Source organism: Streptomyces lancefieldiae, assembly GCF_031845825.1.
In the GTDB taxonomy this organism is placed as follows: domain Bacteria; phylum Actinomycetota; class Actinomycetes; order Streptomycetales; family Streptomycetaceae; genus Streptomyces; species Streptomyces lancefieldiae.
Genome location: NZ_JAVRFH010000017.1, coordinates 1 through 15,522 on the forward strand (window position 1 = coordinate 1; position 15,522 = coordinate 15,522).

Sequence of the window (15,522 nt, forward strand, 5' to 3'; positions counted from 1 at the left end):
CATCTTCTTCCTCAAGATGGGCAAGGAGAGGTTCGGCGAGTTGATGGGCATGGAGACCTTCGTACGAGTCCAGGACGCCACCGGCGCGGACGTACCCGAGAACGATCTCTTCGCCGGACTGCGCTGATCCACCTGTCCGGAGCGGAGCTCGGGAAAGCTCATCGGCCGCACGTTGCGATCCAGCGCGTCACACACCCGGAGACTTATCCGCGCGGGTTCCGCTCCGGCAGCCCGCGACCAGGCCGGCAGGCTCTCGCCGACGGCGTCGACGCGTGCCCGCACTGCCGTCTTTGCTGCCGTGAGTCCGTGAGACCCGCCGGGCTGGGGACGGAACTCTGGTAGCGACCGGATCTCCGTGAGGCACCTGCTTCTGGTCCGGTGGCCTGGGCACGGCGGTCGGGAAGCACGCTTCGGCCCGGCCTGTGATCAGCGGGCGCGTGTTCTGGACGGACCCAGGCGGCAGCTTCCTGCAAGGCCCGCGTCGGGCACCCTCAAGGCCGAGATCACGCAAGGCCGTCGGCGTGGCCCGATCCGGCGAGCTCCGGCGGGACCAGTCAGTGCGACGGCTGGTGCCGGCTCGTAGGCTGCGGCCATGACCGAGATCCAGACCCCGACGCCCCGCGACGCCTTCGAGATGCTCATGGCCGGTAACCAGCGCTTCGTCTCAGGTATGCCCGAGCACCCGAACCAGGACGCCACCCGCCGCGCCGCGATTGCACCGTCCCAGCAGCCCTTCGCTGTGCTGTTCGGGTGCTCCGACTCCCGGCTGGCCGCCGAGATCATCTTCGACCGCGGCCTGGGCGACCTGTTCGTGGTGCGCACCGCTGGGCATGTCGCTGGTGCAGAAGTCCTCGGTTCCGTCGAGTACGGCGTCAGCCTGCTCGACGCCCCGCTCGTCGTCGTGCTCGGCCACGACTCGTGCGGGGCCATCGCCGCCGCCCTCGCCGCCGCCGACGGTGGCCAGGTGCCCGGCGGCTTCGTCCGTGACGTTGTCGAACGGGTGACCCCGAGCGTGCTGGCGGCCCGTGCCGCCGGACGCTTCCTGGAAGAAGAGATCCTTGCCGAGCACATCGAGCACACCGTGGACCTGCTACTGGAACGCTCCCGCGTTCTGGCCGAGCGGGTGGCCGCCGGCCGTCTCGGCGTGGTGGGGCTGTCCTACCGGCTGGCCGACGGCAGTGCACAGCTCGTCGCCTCTCGCGGTCTCGATGCGCAGGTACCCGCCGCATCCTGACCACTGCCGCCCGTGGCTGCCCCGGCATGATGTGCCGCGGTCGGAGGACCGTCAACCTGTCGGAAGGTCCACGGGCACGCCGTACACGCCCATCTCCGCCGCGGCCGCGTGGAGCTGCTGAGTACGTTGAGTGCGGTGAACCGGAGGAGGCACGGACCCGGTCGAAGGAGACGTGCTGCGTCTGAGGGACGTCCGTCAGGGACCCGAGCAGGCCGGCCGTCCGAACGTCCTCGGTGTGCCGCTTCATCACCGACGGGTCCTCGACACCGAGCTGCGCGGTCAGGTGCTCGATCACCGGCCATCCCGTGCATCATGAGCCCGCAGCGCGGAGGCCAGAACGGACGCGTCGCCGACTACGAGGTCGCTGTGTCAGAGGACGGCAAGGACCGGACGACGGTGGCCAGTGACGGACGGCACGGGTTGCGCCCCGCCGTTCGGGTCACGTCAGACGGTGCCGGCACGGGCGTCCGGGGCACACTGAAGGCATGCGCCGCGAGGATGTCGACCCGCGTTTCTTCGGAGACCAGCTGGCCTACCATCGGGCGGTGGTCATCGAGCAGCCCCAGCGGTGGCTCGTAGTCGCCGGTCACGAGGCTCGGGACGACGAAGGAGGCATCGCGGCCGTCGGCGACATCCGTGGCCAGATCAGACTGACCTTCCAGCGCTTGGCCGAGACGCTGGACAGAGCGGGGTTCCGCTTGAGCGATCTGGTCCAGATCAGGATCTTCAGCGTCGACATCGATGCGGTGACCGCCAACTACGATGTCGTGCTGGACGTACCGGCCGAAGCGAACTGCCGTCCGGCCAGCTTGTTAGCCGAGGTCAGAGCCCTGTCCGATCCGCGGATGCTCGTCGAGATCGAGGGTCTCGCCGCCCAATAGGCACCGCGGAACGCCCGTGTGCGGCGCGGGGGAGCGCTCGACCGATCGCAGTCCGGCCGGAGCAGGGACGGCGTTGACGCGATTCTCGTACTCGCGGCGGGTGCCGTGGGCCGTGTGTGGGTGTACCGGCAGGCATGGAAGCGGTCTGGCATGTGGGCCCCGCTGGGTCGAGGCGAGCCCTGCGGGCCGCGGCATGCGCGCCGGCGACGCTTGAGCAGGAAAACATCGACCTGGGCGGTGTGGTGCTGCATGGGAAGCCGCTGTCCGGCCGCGGTCGGCAGTGCCGCGGACCGGCCGATCGTTGTGCCGCTCAGGCTGCCCAGCAGATAGGTGGCGCCGACCGCCGTGCCGCCGGAGATGGTGAGCCACCGCGCGGCCGAGGATGGCCCGGCGCAGGCCGCTGAACCGGGCGGGGGACATCTCGCCGACGCGGCCCCGTCCCGGTGCTGCACCTGGGGTGACTGCAAGCCCTGGCGGCAGCTCTCGACTCAGGAGCGTGGGCGGGCGCCGTGCAGCAGGGTGTCGATGATGCGGGTGGCGAGGGCGTCCGGGTCGGCGTCCGCGTTGCCGCGCAGGGATTCCCCGATGAGCGCGTAGTAGACCCGGCGCACCCAGTCGAGGTCGGCCGCTTCGTCGATGAGTTTGTCGTCCTGGGCCCGCTTCAGCACGGTGATGCAGCGGCGGGCGATGTCCTGGTGGAGGGCGACGGCCTCGCTGTCCGGGTCGGTCGGCAGCTCCAGGGCGAACGCCCAGGCGCTTTTGACCTGTAGCACGTTGGCCGTGATCCGGTGCATCGCGACCAGCGGCGGCGCGGTGTCCGGCCTGCCGTCGTCCACTGCCTGGGCGAGCCGGCGGGCGGCGGATGATGCCAACGCCTCGATCAGCGCCTGCCGGTTGGCGAACCGCCGGTGGATCGTCGTGCGGGCCACTCCCGCGGCTGCGGCGATCTGCTCCATGGAAGCGCCGGGTTCTTCGGCGAGCACCCGCTCGGCCGCTTCCAGGATCGCGCGCACGCTGCGTTCCGCGTCCGCCCGCAGTGATCGTCCCGCCGTCTCACCCATCACGCCTCCTGCTGGACCTTCTTGTCCGGGGACATCATACAACCGTGACGCGACATCAACTCGAACTGCATCAATGCTGTTGCAGTTCTTCGAGTTATTGATACATACTCACCCCAGTTACCTACCGCTAAAGGAGAAACCTGTGCACAGCACCGCCCTCATCACCGGAGCGTCGTCCGGCCTCGGCGCGGAGTTCGCCGCGCAGCTCGCCGCCCAGGGATACGACGTGGTCCTGGTGGCGCGCTCCGGCGACCGGCTTGCCGCCCTTGCCGAGCGCCTGATCGCCGAGCACGGCGTCCGCGCGCATGTGCTGGCCCAGGACCTCGCCGAGCCGGACGCGGCCCGCCGCATCGCCCACCAGCTGGACGCATGCGGTCTGAGCGTCGACCTGCTGGTCAACAACGCCGGCTTCGGGACGTGCGGCCGCTTCGAGGAGATATCCGGGGCCCGCGACCACGACCAGTTGATGGTCAACGTCGTCGCACTCGTCGACCTCACCCATGAACTGCTGCCCGGCATGCTGGAGCGCGGCCGCGGCTCAGTCCTCAACGTCGCTTCCAACGCGGCCTTCCAGCCTTCCCCGTACTTCGCCGTCTATGGTGCGGCCAAGGCGTTCGTGCTGAACTTCAGTCTTGCCCTGCGTCAGGAGTACCGCCGACGTGGCATCCGCGTGCTCACCTTGTGCCCCGGCCCCGTCGAGACCGCCTTCTTCGACGTCATCGGCACCCGCCGGGCGGCGGTCACCGGCTCCATGACCACACCAGAGCCCGTCGTACGCGCCGCGCTGCGCGCACTGGAGCGCGACCGTGGCTATGCCGCCCCCGGCCTCGGCAACGCCCTGGCCGCACACCTGACACCCCGCCGCCCCCGGACCCTGGTCGCAGCCCTCGCCGAACGCGTCACCCGCAAGGTCCTGGCCACTGCGGCTGCCCCCTCGGCGTCACCGCAGCACGCCGCATGAGAGCCTCAACCGCCCCATCGGCGCCGCCTCGGCGATGCTGCTCGTCGGCACCTCGACCGCGGTCTCCGCCCCCAACGTCGGCTATCCGGTCTTCACCGGACAAGCCTTGTGCTATGCGCTCGCCGCGGCGATCCTGCTGGCGGTCGTAGGCCACCGGCGCCTGCCCCGCGTGCGCCTGACCGCACGTGACGTTCTGCTGCTGATCGCACCGGCCACCACAGGCCTGGCGGGGTTCACGTCTTCCTCGTCGAGGCCACCCGGCACGCCGGGCCCGCCATGACGGCCGCTGTGGTCGGAGCAGTCCCTCTGGTGCTTGCCCTCGTGGGGCCACTGACGGAACGCCGGCGCCTGCGCCCCGCACCGTCGGCGCCGCAGTCGGTGAAGTCCCGTCCGGAGGTGACGACGGCTCCCGCGGGGCCGGGGTCGAGGCAGGTCACGTACGGGTTGGGCGCGAAGGGGACCAGCTCCGGGCCCAGGAGATCGCCTGCGACGTTGCGCCCGGCGGATTTGCCCAGAGGGACGGCGTGCCGGCAGCTCTGTGTCGTCAGGTGGCCGGGCTCGGCCTCGACGGCGGCGTGTCACCGGCGGTGAATACTCCCGCGACGCCCTTGACTTGCAGGTATGCGTCGACGACCAGCCGTCCGATCCGGTCCCTCTCGCCGGGAATGAAGGCGGTGAGGGGGCTGGAGGTCATGCCCGCGGTCCACACGGCGGTCGCGGCACCGCACCGTCTCACCGTCCGACAGCGTGACCGTGCGGCCGGATCCGCGCCCGGCGCGGCTGCCATCGCCGTGACACCTTCGCTGACGGCGCCGAGCATCCGAGGCAGCGCCACGCGCTCCTCAGCGGAGAGGCCCGCGGAGATCTCCGTGATCACTTCCGCGCGAGCGGTCATGGCCAGCTCGTTCGCGCGCAGGCCCGCTGCGGTGAGGTACACCAGCCGAGCCCGCCGGTCCTTGGGATCCTTGTCGCTCCACCGGGCCATCGCGTTCCAGACCATCCACCAGCTCGGTGATGGTGCGCGGAGCAACCTCGAACGCCGTGGCCAGCGCTCCCTGTCGCATCGGGCCCGGTACCAACGCTCCGAGCACCCGCTTACGGGCGACCGACACTCCATGAGTCCTCAAACGCTCGTCCAGTGCCCTCCGGATCTTCGTCACGCAGGTCAGCAGCTGCTCAGACAGCTTCCAGATCACCTTGACAGGCCGCATGAGCCCCGGCTTCCTGAACGCATCGCCGTCCACGACCTTGCCCGAGACCGGTCCGGTAGCCCGACGCCGGAGCCCACCCGCCGAGGTCTTCGACGGCCCACAGCTCGCCGAAGCCGTAGGCGTCTGCTTCGCGCGCGAAGGCGATGACATCGGCGGCACGGATGTCGTGGCGGAGGAGGACGCCGATCGACCCGTGTGCGTGCTTCATGGATGATCTCCGGATCTCACTGGGGGCCGAGAGGGCCGTGCCGGACATGTACCCAGGGGGCGGGGGCGCCGGAGACGGTCAGACGCGCACGGAGTCAGTGACAGGTGTGCGGGGACCGGCGGCAGGGGCCATGAAGACGGCTGTGGCGACGAACGCCAGCACCACCACCATCGCCGGACGCAGTCCGTAGTGATCGCCCAGGAAGCCGAGAGCGGGCGGCCCCACCAGGAAGGCGACGTAACCGATCGTTGCCACAAGACTGACACGGGCGGTCTCGTCGGGCCCCGAATCGCCTGCGGCGGACAGGGCCACAGGGAAGCCCAGGGACGCGCCCAGACCCCAGAACAGGACGGCGGCCGCGGCCACGGCGGAGCTGTCGGAGAAGATGACCAGGGACAGGCCGACGGCTCCGGAGATCGCGCTGGCCCGCACAACGGCCGCACGGCCGTAACGGTCGAGGAAGAACGTGCCGCTGAAACGCCCCAGGGTCATCGCCGCGGCGAACCCCACGTAGACGAGCGAGCCCGCCGCCGCGTCGAGCCCGTGGCCGTCGACCATGAGCAGCGGCAGCCAGTCGTTGGCGGCCCCCTCGGCGAGAGCCATGGCCAGGACGATGGCCCCGATCAGCAGGAGTCTGCGGTCCCTCCACACCTGCGGCCTCGAAGGCTGTGTCGGCCCGGAGGCAGGCGGTGCGGCGCGGATTCCAATCTTGGCGGGGACGGCGCCGATGGCGTACGCGAAGATCGCGGCCGCCACTACGGCCACTGCCGCCAGGTGCCAGTGGGCGGGGAAAGACGCGGCGGTTGCCGCCATTCCGGCCAGGCCGCCGATCACGGTGCCCAGGCTGAAGCACCCGTGCAGCGTGGGCAGAACGGCCGTGCCGGTGATCCGTTCCACGTCGGCGCCGTCCACGTTGATGGCTACCTCGCCCGACCCGATCCCCGTGCCGAACACACACAGACCCGCGGTGACCAGGGGCGCGGAGGCGAGGGCGCTGCCGACCCCGATGATGGCCACGCTCGCGACGACCAGCAGGGTCGCGAGTGCGGTTACGGGCCTGGTGCCGAACCTCGACACGAAGCGGCCGGAGCACAGGATGCCGGCCATGGAGCCGACCGACAGCCCGAAGAGCACCAGTCCCATCTGCCCGGTGGACACTCCCAGGTGATCACGGATGTCCGGCGTGCGCGTGACCCAGGAGGACATCGCGATGCCGTTGAGGAAGAAGAACAGGAACAGCGCACGACGGCGTCGGCGTACGGCGCGGTCTATCAAGAAGGGGCTCCGCTGGCATTCGACAGAATGGACAGGCAGGCAACGAGTCCGCGCACCCACCGAGTATGCACAAATGTACACACCGGATGAATGTTCGAGAAGACAAGGCAGACAACGGCGATGACAGGCAGCACCCGCGGCCCCAACGACCCCCGACGCCGCGAACGCATCCTCGACGCCGCGCTCGACGTCATCGCCGAGCACGGCGCGATCAAAGTGACCTTCCGCAAGATCGCCGACGCGGCCGGGGTACCGCTCGGCTCCCTCACCTACTACTTCGACGACATGCAGCACCTGCTCGCCGACGCCTTCACCCGGCACGCCGAGTCCGTCTCCACGCGCTACGGAGCCCTCCTGGAGGCCGCCCAGTCACCCCGGGAAGCACAGGAGGCGGTCGTCGAGATCATCTGCGGCAAAGTCTGGGGAACCGACCACAACCTCCTGCTCAGCTACGAGCTCTACGCCTTCGCCACCCGGCACCCCGAAGTGCGCACTGTGATGAGGTCCTGGATGCAAGCCAGCCGGGACTCGCTGGCCAGACACTTCGACCCCCTTACCGCCCGGGCCCTCGACGCCCTGATCGAAGGACTCTCCATCCACAACTCCGTCGACCTCCGGCCCACCGACCGCGCGGAAGTGGCCGCCATCGTCGACGCCGTCGTCGACCGGCACCGCTGAACCTGGCCGGTACCTCGAGAGGCGAGCGGCCGATGGCGACCCACCCGTGGCACGGCCCCCGCGCGCTGTCGTGCCGACGCGGGTGCCTTCCGTGGTTGCCTTGGGTCTCGCGGTCAGCGGATCACAGGAAGCTCCACAGGTGGTCGTCAGTGCCACTGTGACGGTCTCCACCGGCCAGTGCCCCGTCTGACGGGGCGTCGGCCCTTCAGTGTTTCCCAACACCCCGCGTCGAGTACGAGCTCACCCCGCTCGGGGCGACGCTGATCGAACCGACCGTAGGCGGGGGCCGGTCGTGGGCGCAGCCGAACCCGGCATCCCGCCGGAGCCGGACCTGCCCGACGAGCTACGCCATGATCATTGGCCGCCGGCCGGCACGAGTATCCATCGACGGGCGTGGGTCCGCGCATCCACCCGTGACCACTCCACCGCACCGCGTCCACCCGGCGCGCACCACCGAGCCTCCGCCAAGTAGGTCATCTGCCAGCGATTGGCTTGGAGGTCTGTCAGGAAGAGCAGGGCGTCTCGGAGGCAGTCGACGGGCGCCGCAGTGACCATGGCGCCGACAGCCGAGCGGCATGGATCAGCCCAGCGATGCGGTTGCCGCACGCAGGTCTTCCAGGGCTGCCAGTGCGTGTGGCGCGAGCCCTTCCGTGTCATCACGATCGCCTTCAGACCACTGGGCGTATCCCCGTTTGAACGCGAGGACTCCCAGCTCGCCCGCGAGGTGCGCGGTCGGCTCGGCGACGCCGCGGGCGATGAGCGCGGCTGTCATGGCGGCCGCGAGACCGACGCTCTTGAGGGCGTCGCGCTCTTGCAGTTCGGTGCTGGCTGCCACGGCTGCTTTGAGGCGGGGGCCGAGTTCGCGGTTCGCTGGGCCCATGACGCTGGACGCGCGCTCCAGGCCGGCTGCTACCGCCTGGAGCGGGCTGGCGCTGGCAGGGGCCTCGGTAATGCCATCGGCGAGCAGCCTGCTGAGCGTCTCCTGGCCGGCGACCAGCAGCTCGCGCTTGTCGGAGAAGTGCCGGAAGAAGGTGCTCTTGGTGACGCCGGCGCGCTCGGCGATCTGCGTCACCGTGGTGGCGTCGTACCCCTGCTCGGTGAATAGGTCGACGGCCGCAACGACGAGTCGCTGGGTCGCCCCCGGTTGCCATCTAGCCATGCGACCAGGATAGGTGATGGGACACCTGTCCCGTCACCGTGTAGGGTCAGTGATGGGACAGGAGTCCCATCACTTTCAGGGAGAGCTCATGCATGTCTTCGTCACCGGCGGTACGGGCACCATCGGCTCCGCCGTCGTCGCCGAACTCCTCGGCAACGGCCACACCGTTCTCGCACTGGCTCGCTCGGACGGCTCCGCGCAGGCTCTTGAAAGCGCTGGTGCCAAGGTGCTGCGAGGAAACCTGGCGGACCTCGATCTCCTGCGGTCCGGCGCAGGGCAGTGCGACGGCGTGATCAGTCTGGCGTTCGGACGCGACTACAGCAGTCCGGACGCTCTCGCGCAGGCCATCGCTGAGGAGAGCGCCGCTCTCGCCACGCTGGGGCAGGAACTCATCGGAAGCGACCGCCCGATCGTCACGGTCTCCGGGACGCCCTGGGTGCCGGGACGCGCCTCCACCGAGGCCGATCCGTTGCCGACCGACGGACCGGTGGGCGGTCGGGGCCGTTCGGTCAACGCGCTGCTGGACCTCGCCTCGCGCGGTGTGCGCAGCATGGCTGTCCGCATGCCGCGCACGGTCCACAACGAGGGCCAGGGCGGATTCGCCGGCCTGTTGACCGATCAAGCGCGCCGCACCGGGGTGGCCGGCTACCCGGGCGACGGCACCCAGCGCTGGCCGGCCGTGCACGCGCTCGACGCAGCCGTCCTGTTCAGGCTGGCCCTTGAGTCCGCACCTGCCGGGACGGCCTGGCACGCCGTCGCCGACGAGGGCGACGCGGTGCGGGACATCGCCACAGTCATCGGCCGGCGACTGGGCCTGCCGGTCGAGGAGGTTCCGCAGGAGAACTTCGGCCCGTTCGGCCCGATCTTCGCCATGGACCAGCCGGCGTCCAGCACCCACACCCGCGATGCCCTCGGGTGGCAGCCGACCCGCTCCAGCCTCCTCGAGGACCTGGAAACCATTCAGCCCTGACACACACCGGTTCCAGGGGACCGGACGGGGGCGGCTCAATGGGGCACTGGCAAAGGACCGGTACGCCCGGTACCGGGGCACTCCAATTCGTCGTGGGCGACTGCCTGCTGAGCGGATCCCTCAGCGAGCAGGGCAGGCCGGAGGCAGGTGGCGCGGGCCGGTCGGTGCGGAGTTCGGTGAGGAACCGCCAATTCTTGAGGTGGGCGAAGCCGGGCTCGACCGGTGCGCGTCCGTTGGTGAGGACGCGGTTGGCGATCTTCTGGCCGGGGTGCGCTTGTGGGCGCGGGTGGCGTGGAAGCCGGTGACGATCACGCGGTCGAGTACGTCGTTGACCAGACCGCGGAAGCCCAGGTCCGCCAGGGCCCCGAGGCCGGCGGCGCGCAGGTGGGCCAGGAGGTGGTCGTGGCGGGCGGCGGTGGTGTCGTGGGTGCGGCCGGGCCGGGCGGCGGATGGGACCGCCGCAGGCTTGGGTGACAGCGGGGTTTATACAGCCTGGGCTGCGGCTGGGGTCATGAAGGTCTCGTACTCGACAGGGCTCAGTCGGGCCAGGCGTCTCTGGCCGGCGACGGTGGTAGGTGCGCTCGATCCAGGTGGTCGCGACGCTACGCCGACGGTCCACCCTCCGCCGGTGTGGAGCGCCGGGCCCGGGGCGCTGTCCAGTGGTGGCCCAGGGCCAGCAGGCGCAGCGCGACAGCGCCGAGCGCGGCCAGGGTGCCGGCCCATGCAGTGTATTGACCCAGGTGCAGCAAGACGGCGGTGACCGCTGAGCCGGCCAGAGCGGGAACGGCGTAGATCTCCTTGTCCCAGCGCAGGATCATGGGGGTCTGTCCGGCGAGCAGGTCGCGCAGCAGGCCGCCACCGACGGCCGTGGTCACGCCGACCTCAAGCACAGCCTGCCCAGACAGCACCGGGCCCGGAACCAGACCGAACTCGCCGCCGAGACCCGCCGCGATGAGTTTCTGATCAACAGGGGCCAGCTCGGCCGACAACTCGAACGAACTGCGCAACACAGGATGCGCGGCAAGAACGACGGAGAGGGCGCGGAGAAAGTGCTCTCTTCTCAGAGGCAGCCCACAGGTCAGTCGATTGCCTCAAAAGTGATCGGAAGGGATGCAAGGAAGCGGAAGTTGATGCTTTCGAGCCACTCGGGCTGCGCCACCTCGCACTTCCAGTTGGTGGTCCGACGCAGCAGCGCCCGCAGTGCGACATCGATCTCGGTGAGAGCTAGTGAGGCGCCCAGGCAGTAGTGGATGCCGTGCCCGAACGACAGGTGATCAGCGGCCGGTCGGGAGACATCCAATATGTCCGGGTCGGTGTAGCGGCGGGGGTCACGATTCCCTGAACCAAGAACCAGGGTCACCGACTGGCCAGCTCGGATCATGTGCTCACCGAGGTCGATGTCGGCGAGCGCCTTCCGAGTGGTGAACTGGACCGAACTGTCGTATCTCATCAGTTCGTGCGTGGCGGGTGTAATCAGCTCAGGATCTCTGCGCAGCCGCTGAGTTTGCTCGCCGTTGTTCAACAGGGCGAGGACCGCGTTCCCGATCAGATGTGTGGTAGTCGCCTGCCCCGCGTCGATGAGCAGCAGGAGGTTGGCGAAGACTTCGTCCTCGGTGTAGTCGGCTGCCCGGAGTTGGGGACTGATCATCCGGCTAAAGAAGTCGTCGGCCGTGCTGTTTCGACGAGCGGTGGCAGTGCGGTCGAAGGACTCCCTCAGTGCCTGTATCCGCGCGTTCTGGGAGTCGGACTGGGTGAAGAACTCATGCAACAGCCCCTGCCAGCTCTCCAGGAGGTGGGTGGCGTCGTCGGATACGCCTGCCAGTTTCGCGATGACGCCACGGCTGAGCGGTTCCGAGAAGTCGTGAATGATGTCCATGCGCCCGCTCGGCAGGACCTTGTCGAGCAGTTCGTCGGCCAACTCCTGGACATGGAATCGTAGTTCCCGGGCGAGGCGGGGAGAAAGGCTCGGCCTGATCAGTCGGCGTAGCCGGGTGTGATGCGGCGGATCATTGAACAGCATCATGTCTGACAGTGTGCGAGCCAGCAGTGCAACATCGCCACGGGCCTGTTCGGGAAAGCTCTCGTAGAAATCCGATATTCTGGCTACAGAAAGACGCCTGTCCTTCGAGAGGTCGAGGATTTCTGGATGGCCGAACACCGCCCAGGTCTGCATCCACTCATCCCACTGCACCGGTGATTTTGTACGTAACTCGGCATAGAATGAGTATGGCTCCGCTGCATGTTCGGGATCGAGCAGGTGAGAAAGATTCGTCATATGGGGAGTGCGCATGGAAGATCCTCCAGTCCACCGCATCGAAGAAATGACTCTGCGTCGAATATTGCTGTAACGGAATTCCCCAGCATCGGCCTGACGCCGGCGGTCGAGCCGGACCACGAGGTACGGGACAGCGCCTGGATCGCCGAACAGTGTCGTCCAGTAACTCAAACGAGGTGTTCAGTTCGGACAGGGCCGGCTGGCCACCCGCCATAGCCTGGCCCGCCCGGAAAGCGAAGGCAGCGTGATCGTTGCTTCGCACCGTATCTGCTCGTAGTCAAGAGTCAGGTTGCCGCGAGCGCATAGAGTACCCGAAAAAGTACCGGAAATCGTGCTGGTAAAACTACTGGCGCTGTGGTTGATTGGCACCGTCAGCTCCGTTCCACCCAGGGTTTCAGGGAAGAAGAATCGGATGAAGTCGCGGGCGATCCATATCTTCGCGATATGGTTGGGACAGTATTGCGTCTCCCTCGAACTCCGATTCTGTTCCAGCCCGCCGGAACAGCCTGATCAAGCGGCCGGATGGAGTACTGTTCTTCACCGTTCACAACGATCGGATATTTTTGGCCTTCTTGCTCGCGCACACCGGATCCTCCCGTTACAGCCCGCCGGATTGTGAATAATATACGGGAGTTAAGCACTGTGCCGGCGATAGAATATCGAGACAGGCTAGCCATGTCCGCGAGCTGGCGTCAAGTGTCGCCAGCAAAGCACGGTTGACAGTTATTGCGCTCTTCTGGACACATATTGCGCGCCGCCTCGCCGGCCCTTCTTGCGGCATTGACGCTGGGGTGAACGGATGCCAGAGTGAATCCTCTCCGGTCTGAGCGGAGTTCAGTGACCATCCGATGAGCGTGTACTGCCCATGTTCGCCCACCACTCTTGTCCGTAGGAATGCAGTCTGTTTTCGGGAGTTGATACCGGTAGTACCTGATCCGTTGGCACGCTAGCCGGGTTGTGGACTGAACTGCTTGGACACACCGATGCCTGTTGGCACGCCATGATCCGAGCAGCACCAGCCGAGAATTAGTGTGGGAATCCTGATGACCTTGCCAGAACAGAACTTTGTGTCGAACGCTCCACACGAGGAGCTCAGCCCAGTCCATGCAGTCGTGGCCCGGATAGCCGGCAGTGATCCGCTGAGGGTCGCCGTTCGGAGCAGGGGCACCGAGCTGAGCTACGGCGAGCTCGACGCTTGGGCCAGACGCATCGCAGCGTCTGTCCGTGCGGCAGGTGCGGGCAGAGGCGAGCGAATCGGTGTGCTCGTTGAACCTTCGAACGCGATGATTGCCGCCGTGCTCGGAATCCTGTACGCCGGTGCCGCGTACGTCCCGGCAGACCCGGCCCACCCTGATCAGCGGATCGCTGATGTGTTCGCTGACGCGGGCGTGTCTGCCGTGATCGTCGCAGACGGCACGTCTGACCGACTGCCCACGCTCACATGCCCGGCCATTCGAGCGGAGGACGCCCGAGAAGGAGAAGGGACCACGGCGGCGGCAGTCACGGTGACACCCGATGACGCCGCCTACATCATCTACACCTCGGGCAGCACTGGCGAGCCCAAAGGCGTCCTGGTCGAGCACAGTCAGCTGTCCGCTTCCACTTGGGCACGCCGCGCGGTGTATCCCGGCGCTCCAGTCTTCTTGCTTGTGTCCCCCTTGGCCTTCGATTCCTCGGTTGCCGGGGTGTGGGGGACCTTGACCGCGGGGGGATGCTTAGTCGTAGCTGCATCTGATGAAATCCGCGATCCTGAGCGGCTGGCCCGCCTGGTGGAACGCTGGCAGGTGACCCGGCTGCTGTGTGTACCGCTCCTCTACAGCGCACTGCTAGACGCGGCGACACGGCAGGGCCGGCGGCTGGATGCGCTGGATACGGTGATCGTGGCCGGCGAGTCGCTAGCTGAGGCATTGGTGGAACGCCATTTCGCCTTGCTCGGCCGCACAGTCGCCCTGGTCAACGAGTACGGCCCGACCGAGGCCACTGTATGGGCTAGCTTCCGCCGTTATGAGGCCCCTGGACCGATATCCATCGGCGGGCCGGTGCCTGGTGTCCGCCTATACGTGCTGAATGAGGAGCTGGAGCCGGTCCCACGCGGTGTAAGCGGCGAGTTGTTCATCGCCGGCGCAGGGGTAGCTCGAGGATACTTCGGCCGCCCTGAAGCGACTGCCCAGGCTTTCATCGGCGACCCTTTCACCGACGTCGAGGGTGCCAAGATGTACCGCACGGGGGACCTCGCCCTGTGGAACGACGATGGTGAGTTGGAATTCCTCGGCCGCCGCGATCAACAAGTTAAGATCCGTGGCCACCGGATCGAGCTCGGCGCAGTCGAGGCTCATCTGCGTACTGCACCAGGGGTCAGCGAGGCCGTCGTGGTGACGAACGTGGAGCGGACCCAGCTTGTCGGGTTCGTCCTGTCGCCTCCTGACATTTCTCCAGAACCAATCCGCGAGCATGTGGCCCGCAGGCTGCCGCAAGCCATGGTTCCGAACTGGATTCATGTGCTCGATCGGTTTCCTGTGACTGTCAACGGCAAAATCGACCGAAAACGTCTTAGTGTGCTGGCAGAAACCTATCCGGACTCCCAGACAGAGGATGTAGCCGCCGCCCCCACGGACGACACGACGGGACGGGTGTCGGCGGCGTGGGCCGAGGTGCTGAAGCGGGAAAACGTTCCGATCGAGGTGAATTTCTTCGATCTGGGCGGCCACTCGGTCAAGCTCTTTGAGCTTCAGAACGCCCTTGAGCGACGTACGGGAGTTCGGCTCTCGGTTGTTGCCCTGTTCTCGCATACCACGGTGGCGGCGCAGGCAACGCTGATCCGTGACGGCGTGCCCTCGGACGTTGGTTCGGCTGTGGTCGGGCGAGCGGCATCGGCCAGGCGCGCTCGCGCGCTGCGAGCACGGCGCCAGCGTTTAGAGGGAGGGGAGCGGCGGTGACGGTGGAGTTGACCTGCGGATCGGCCTCCGTGTGTCGGATGAGCGCCCCATCACATTATTCGGGCACAGTATGGGCGCCTTGGTAGCCCTGGAGACTGCCCGAGTCTTCCAGGCGGGCGGCACCCGAGTGGCGCATCTATTCGCTTCGGGCACCCGCAACGCAGCCAGCTACCCGCCGCCCGCCGCCCGCCGAGGCCGAGAACGACGCCGAGGACTGTTAATGGACACCCTGGTCGGGTTGGGAGGCACGGGCCCGGAGTTGGCCGCCGACCGGACTTTCAGAGATCTGGTTCTTCCCTACGTCCGCAGCGATGCCCTGATGTTGGACACCTATGGCTTCAGCATGGAGCCGCAGTTGCACTGCCCCGTTCCACAATCGTCGGCGACGAAGACGAGCATGCGGATCGCCGACCCTGGCACGAGCTAACCACGGGGGCGTTCTTTGAGCACCTGGTGAGGGGAGATCATTTCTACCTTCATTCAGAACCTCCATACGCTCTGATCCGGAAATCCCTCAACGTCAAGATAACCAGCCGGAAGGACTCTCTCTCATGCAGGCTAATAGGGATGTAACCCTGACATGGGAAAATCCGTAGTGGGGTGCGAGGCAAGGGAACCGGGGGCTGATGTGACGCAGGAAGACGTTCGATCGGCGCTTTCCGATCCCGTGCCC

At 67.5% G+C, this 15,522-nt stretch carries 17 protein-coding genes and 1 pseudogene; 10 read left to right on the forward strand and 8 right to left on the reverse strand.

Going from position 1 to position 15,522, the window contains the following annotated elements:
• From RM812_RS18540 to RM812_RS18550, 3 genes and pseudogenes are all read left to right on the forward strand, one after another.
• Window positions 1–127: pseudogene (locus RM812_RS18540) on the forward strand (PIG-L family deacetylase); the annotation flags it as partial.
• Between the two features lie 465 nt (window positions 128–592).
• A complete protein-coding gene (locus RM812_RS18545; protein ID WP_311573757.1) occupies window positions 593–1,234 on the forward strand; it encodes a carbonic anhydrase in 642 nt (213 codons plus the stop codon).
• 485 nt (window positions 1,235–1,719) lie between these two features.
• Window positions 1,720–2,115, forward strand: coding sequence for a Rid family hydrolase (locus RM812_RS18550; protein WP_311573758.1), 396 nt, complete (start codon window positions 1,720–1,722; stop codon window positions 2,113–2,115).
• Between the two features lie 488 nt (window positions 2,116–2,603).
• Here the strand turns inward: RM812_RS18550 and RM812_RS18555 are convergent, their stop codons facing one another.
• Window positions 2,604–3,176, reverse strand: coding sequence for a TetR/AcrR family transcriptional regulator (locus RM812_RS18555; protein ID WP_394816476.1), 573 nt, complete (start codon window positions 3,174–3,176; stop codon window positions 2,604–2,606).
• Window positions 3,177–3,318: 142 nt separating this feature from the next.
• Here RM812_RS18555 and RM812_RS18560 point away from each other — a divergent pair, with 142 nt between their 5' ends.
• A complete protein-coding gene (locus RM812_RS18560; RefSeq protein WP_311573762.1) occupies window positions 3,319–4,137 on the forward strand; it encodes an SDR family NAD(P)-dependent oxidoreductase in 819 nt (272 codons plus the stop codon).
• 34 nt (window positions 4,138–4,171) lie between these two features.
• Complete coding sequence (locus RM812_RS18565) at window positions 4,172–4,417, forward strand: hypothetical protein (RefSeq protein ID WP_311573764.1); 246 nt, start codon at window positions 4,172–4,174, stop codon at window positions 4,415–4,417.
• Window positions 4,418–4,681: 264 nt separating this feature from the next.
• Here the strand turns inward: RM812_RS18565 and RM812_RS18570 are convergent, their stop codons facing one another.
• From RM812_RS18570 to RM812_RS18580, 3 genes are all read right to left on the reverse strand, one after another.
• On the reverse strand, window positions 4,682–5,137 hold the full coding sequence (locus tag RM812_RS18570; protein ID WP_311573765.1) for a hypothetical protein: 456 nt from the start codon (window positions 5,135–5,137) through the stop codon (window positions 4,682–4,684).
• A gap of 176 nt (window positions 5,138–5,313) precedes the next feature.
• A complete protein-coding gene (locus RM812_RS18575; RefSeq protein ID WP_311573767.1) occupies window positions 5,314–5,556 on the reverse strand; it encodes a hypothetical protein in 243 nt (80 codons plus the stop codon).
• Window positions 5,557–5,634: 78 nt separating this feature from the next.
• Entirely contained in the window at window positions 5,635–6,831 is a 1,197-nt protein-coding gene (locus tag RM812_RS18580; protein WP_311573768.1) for an MFS transporter, read from the reverse strand.
• Between the two features lie 120 nt (window positions 6,832–6,951).
• Between RM812_RS18580 and RM812_RS18585 the strand changes: the two genes are divergently transcribed.
• On the forward strand, window positions 6,952–7,509 hold the full coding sequence (locus RM812_RS18585; protein WP_311573770.1) for a TetR/AcrR family transcriptional regulator: 558 nt from the start codon (window positions 6,952–6,954) through the stop codon (window positions 7,507–7,509).
• Window positions 7,510–8,089: 580 nt separating this feature from the next.
• Here the strand turns inward: RM812_RS18585 and RM812_RS18590 are convergent.
• Entirely contained in the window at window positions 8,090–8,668 is a 579-nt protein-coding gene (locus tag RM812_RS18590; RefSeq protein WP_311573772.1) for a TetR/AcrR family transcriptional regulator, read from the reverse strand.
• 88 nt (window positions 8,669–8,756) lie between these two features.
• On the opposite strand from RM812_RS18590, the gene RM812_RS18595 reads away from it, so the two are divergent.
• Together RM812_RS18595 and RM812_RS18600 are read left to right on the forward strand one after the other, a co-directional pair.
• On the forward strand, window positions 8,757–9,638 hold the full coding sequence (locus RM812_RS18595) for an SDR family oxidoreductase (RefSeq protein ID WP_311573774.1): 882 nt from the start codon (window positions 8,757–8,759) through the stop codon (window positions 9,636–9,638).
• A 291-nt stretch (window positions 9,639–9,929) separates the two neighbouring features.
• Window positions 9,930–10,112 (forward strand): hypothetical protein, encoded by a 183-nt coding sequence (locus RM812_RS18600; protein WP_311573775.1) that lies wholly within the window; start codon window positions 9,930–9,932, stop codon window positions 10,110–10,112.
• A 128-nt stretch (window positions 10,113–10,240) separates the two neighbouring features.
• On the opposite strand, the gene RM812_RS18605 is transcribed toward RM812_RS18600, so the two are convergent.
• The 3 genes from RM812_RS18605 to RM812_RS18615 form a co-directional block, all read right to left on the reverse strand.
• Window positions 10,241–10,645 (reverse strand): trimeric intracellular cation channel family protein, encoded by a 405-nt coding sequence (locus RM812_RS18605; protein WP_311573777.1) that lies wholly within the window; start codon window positions 10,643–10,645, stop codon window positions 10,241–10,243.
• A 71-nt stretch (window positions 10,646–10,716) separates the two neighbouring features.
• A complete protein-coding gene (locus RM812_RS18610; RefSeq protein ID WP_311573779.1) occupies window positions 10,717–11,928 on the reverse strand; it encodes a cytochrome P450 in 1,212 nt (403 codons plus the stop codon).
• A gap of 356 nt (window positions 11,929–12,284) precedes the next feature.
• A complete protein-coding gene (locus RM812_RS18615) occupies window positions 12,285–12,590 on the reverse strand; it encodes an MbtH family NRPS accessory protein (RefSeq protein ID WP_311573780.1) in 306 nt (101 codons plus the stop codon).
• Between the two features lie 366 nt (window positions 12,591–12,956).
• Between RM812_RS18615 and RM812_RS18620 the strand changes: the two genes are divergently transcribed.
• Together RM812_RS18620 and RM812_RS18625 are read left to right on the forward strand one after the other, a co-directional pair.
• Window positions 12,957–14,849: a non-ribosomal peptide synthetase gene (locus tag RM812_RS18620; RefSeq protein ID WP_311573782.1), complete on the forward strand. Its 1,893-nt coding sequence runs from the start codon at window positions 12,957–12,959 to the stop codon at window positions 14,847–14,849.
• A gap of 31 nt (window positions 14,850–14,880) precedes the next feature.
• Complete coding sequence (locus RM812_RS18625; protein ID WP_311573784.1) at window positions 14,881–15,276, forward strand: thioesterase II family protein; 396 nt, start codon at window positions 14,881–14,883, stop codon at window positions 15,274–15,276.
• The last annotated feature ends 246 nt before the right edge of the window (window positions 15,277–15,522 follow it).

What these genes read in the sequence shown, in the direction of transcription:
- RM812_RS18545 (WP_311573757.1), top strand. Translation starts at nt 593, where the DNA reads ATGACCGAGATCCAGACCCCGACGCCCCGCGACGCCTTCGAGATGCTC.
- RM812_RS18595 (WP_311573774.1), top strand. Translation starts at nt 8,757, where the DNA reads ATGCATGTCTTCGTCACCGGCGGTACGGGCACCATCGGCTCCGCCGTC.
- RM812_RS18590 (WP_311573772.1), bottom strand. Translation starts at nt 8,668, where the DNA reads ATGGCTAGATGGCAACCGGGGGCGACCCAGCGACTCGTCGTTGCGGCC.
- RM812_RS18610 (WP_311573779.1), bottom strand. Translation starts at nt 11,928, where the DNA reads ATGCGCACTCCCCATATGACGAATCTTTCTCACCTGCTCGATCCCGAA.
- RM812_RS18550 (WP_311573758.1), top strand. Translation starts at nt 1,720, where the DNA reads ATGCGCCGCGAGGATGTCGACCCGCGTTTCTTCGGAGACCAGCTGGCC.
- RM812_RS18570 (WP_311573765.1), bottom strand. Translation starts at nt 5,137, where the DNA reads ATGGTCTGGAACGCGATGGCCCGGTGGAGCGACAAGGATCCCAAGGAC.
- RM812_RS18615 (WP_311573780.1), bottom strand. Translation starts at nt 12,590, where the DNA reads ATGGCTAGCCTGTCTCGATATTCTATCGCCGGCACAGTGCTTAACTCC.
- RM812_RS18620 (WP_311573782.1), top strand. Translation starts at nt 12,957, where the DNA reads ATGACCTTGCCAGAACAGAACTTTGTGTCGAACGCTCCACACGAGGAG.
- RM812_RS18565 (WP_311573764.1), top strand. Translation starts at nt 4,172, where the DNA reads ATGCTGCTCGTCGGCACCTCGACCGCGGTCTCCGCCCCCAACGTCGGC.
- RM812_RS18555 (WP_394816476.1), bottom strand. Translation starts at nt 3,176, where the DNA reads ATGGGTGAGACGGCGGGACGATCACTGCGGGCGGACGCGGAACGCAGC.
- RM812_RS18575 (WP_311573767.1), bottom strand. Translation starts at nt 5,556, where the DNA reads ATGAAGCACGCACACGGGTCGATCGGCGTCCTCCTCCGCCACGACATC.
- RM812_RS18585 (WP_311573770.1), top strand. Translation starts at nt 6,952, where the DNA reads ATGACAGGCAGCACCCGCGGCCCCAACGACCCCCGACGCCGCGAACGC.